Raw genomic sequence first — 2,709 nt, 5'->3', positions numbered from 1 at the left:
TTCCCACACCTCGCCCTCTTTTCTATCAATTTTCTCTAAACCCCTGCCCAGTCAGCCTCTCAAGACTTTTCTGCACCACTAAGGGGTCGAGTGACAGGTCGCCCTGTCACCCTCCCGTTCAAAACCGTGCTTGCCAGTTTTCCAGCACACGGCTCCTCGACAATACGGCTGTTGTCATCAGCACCATTTGCCCTGTTCATTGATGTAGTTTTCGGTTGATTCTAGTTCAGTATCTTGCTCTAAAACCTTTCTACTCTCCTTATCACGGGCAGTTTTGACATCGTGGCAATGGCGATGAAGCGGTTGCAGATTATCGAACTTATCCTTTCCACAGCTTACTTTAGCAAGGATGTGGTCAACCTCAATCAAATCGTCTGCAACAAACATCAGTCCACATTCCGGGCACCGTCCTTTGTACTTTTTGAGTAGCAATGCGACTCGGTTGGGTAGTGTAGGATGTGCTCCTTTTCTAGTGCTCCAGTAGAGTACGTCCCCATCAAAATAGCTCTTGTCCTTTTTAACTTTCACATGACGTTTGATTGTGGTGTCAGAATGAACCATCAGGCTAATTCCACTTTTGGTTGAAAAGGTCAACCTCCCTTCAACGTAGTGCCAGTATTTGTTTAAGGTCTTGAACCTAAAGTTTCCGGTTCGGTATCTTGCCCAAGCTCATAACTGCGACCATATAATATTTTTGCAGTTTCTGAAGGTATTCTTGCTACAAACCGTTGAGTAATAATTGCACCATCCCCGAATAATCGGATTAAGCTTGCTAATCACCGCCGCTTGGGGTGCTGACATGCTCCCTTGAATGATGCTTCTTATTGACTCAATGTGCCGTGCAATTGCTTTCTTGCTGGGCTTGATGATGGTTTTGAAACCTAGCTTTTCTCCTTGACCATTACATCCACATTGGTGTTTACCAACCGCGTATTGTCTGATATTGAATCCAAGAAAATCGAATCCAACATTCCCTTCATACCGAGTTAGGGTATGAGAGATACGAGTCTTGCTAGGCTTCAGTTCAAGCGACATCTCTTTCAACCATTCTTCGGCTGCTGATCTGCACTTTTGGATAACATCCAGTGATGGGTGAAGGACAACAAAGTCATCTGCGTAAAGTACAACTGATAAAGCTCGTTGTGCTCTACCTTGACCTAAACAGCTTCTTATCGCTGTTTCCAATCCATGCAGGGCGATTAAAGCAAGTAACGGGGAAACAACACCCCCCTGTGGTGTCCCCTCATTGGTTAGAAATAGCTTACCTTCTATCACAACTTCTGACCTTAACCAGGCTTTGATTTGCCTATGAAGTTTAGGAAAGGTGTTCAGTTTATCAAGCAACCGTTTCTGGTCGATTTTATCGAAGCATTTCGAAATATCGGCGTCTAAGACATATTTGCTTTTGTACCGAATACTGTCAAATATTGCTTCGATTGCATCGTGAGCGCCTCGTCCAGCTCTGAAGCCGTAGGTATTGTTTTCAAAAATCTCTTCCCATTCGGCTTCAAGTGCTAGTTTAACTAGCATCTGTTTCGCTCTTTCAATCATACACGGGATTCCTAACGGTCGTTCCTCCGAGCTTCCAGGTTTTGGAATCATCACCCTTCGGGTCGGCTTGGATTTTGCCGTTAGTTCTAAGGAGTTTACAAGGTCAATTCTTTGAGATGGATTGAGGGATTTTATCCCATCCACCCCAGGTGTTGAACGTCCCTGATTATCCTGCGTGACTTTTCTGACTGATAAGAGTTTGGCAGCCCTGGACTTCATCAATAATTTCTGGAGCCTGTGAACCTGCTTGGTATCACCACGACATTTGGCTTTGAAGATTCTGGTTTGGAGTCGATAGACATTCTTCTGGATTTGTTTCCAGTCAATGTTTTTCCATTCATCACTCCTCATTGCTGAGTGTGTCATCGTCTTTACTCCGACTAAAGGCTCTTCCTTCCGTACTGTCGGATCTACGTCTGCCTATCCTGGACGTTACCCCAGGCATTCGCTTTTTAGACCATCCTGCACGCCAGTCCATTCGGTTAAGTACCTGCTCTAAATATTCGACCTTTCAGAGTGAAAACTGGTCGTGTTACTTCGTTCCTGATGTTCTTTGGTTGTGTGGTTAGGGTCGTACTGTCCACCGGGCTGATTTGGGTATAAAACCTCCTTTACCATAAAAAAGAGGCTCTCAAGCCAGTAACTTTTGTTCCCAGTGTTTGTGATGATTCAGGAATTGCCGAATGGCAAGCCCTTAGATTCACTCCAGCCAATTTCACTGGTTAAACGTAACGATGGTTCAGACATACGTTCAGGCAGAGCTTTACCCATGCACACTTGCTAGACGGAGTTTCCGGTTTAGGCTACCAGATACCGCCATTTAACCCCGCTTCATCTCATTGGTGCTTAACCGTTGACATGGGGGTTATGCTTTCACACCTTATACCGGGTGGGTCGGAGTAGCTGTCTGGTCTTGGTCAGAGGCATCACCGACAAGAGCATCAAGTTATCATCCAGAAGAGATTTCAAGTGCGAACTCAACCCCAAATGGGTTATCTTCTAGAAGCCCTGCCTTATAAGCTTCGCAGCCATTTCGGCAAGAACGAATCGCACCACGCTTCCATTTTCATGGGCAATACCTCGGTTGTTGCGCGTCGGTTGCATATCGCGCGACAATTACATAGGCATCGTGAGATGACTGGCGACAACTACATTGGC

3 protein-coding genes are annotated in these 2,709 nt (G+C 45.6%); 1 reads left to right on the top strand and 2 read right to left on the bottom strand.

The annotated features are described in order from the left end of the window. Positions 1–177: 177 nt before the first annotated feature. Together AC5JMP_RS14405 and AC5JMP_RS14400 are read right to left on the bottom strand one after the other, a co-directional pair. Entirely contained in the window at positions 178–561 is a 384-nt protein-coding gene (locus AC5JMP_RS14405) for an HNH endonuclease (protein ID WP_495852178.1), read from the bottom strand. Between the two features lie 108 nt (positions 562–669). Then, positions 670–1,917 (bottom strand): reverse transcriptase domain-containing protein, encoded by a 1,248-nt coding sequence (locus AC5JMP_RS14400; protein ID WP_495852177.1) that lies wholly within the window; start codon positions 1,915–1,917, stop codon positions 670–672. A 603-nt stretch (positions 1,918–2,520) separates the two neighbouring features. Here AC5JMP_RS14400 and AC5JMP_RS14395 point away from each other — a divergent pair. Continuing rightward, on the top strand, positions 2,521–2,709 hold a 189-nt coding region (locus AC5JMP_RS14395), incomplete at its 3' end, for a hypothetical protein (protein ID WP_495852176.1).

The sequence above is a fragment of the Drouetiella sp. genome (genome assembly GCF_059504425.1).
This window is presented reverse-complemented; position numbering and strand designations above follow the sequence as displayed.

Excerpts from the sequence above, each read along its gene's own strand:
- AC5JMP_RS14405 (WP_495852178.1), bottom strand. The coding sequence starts at position 561 with ATGGTTCATTCTGACACCACAATCAAACGTCATGTGAAAGTTAAAAAG.
- AC5JMP_RS14400 (WP_495852177.1), bottom strand. The coding sequence starts at position 1,917 with ATGACACACTCAGCAATGAGGAGTGATGAATGGAAAAACATTGACTGG.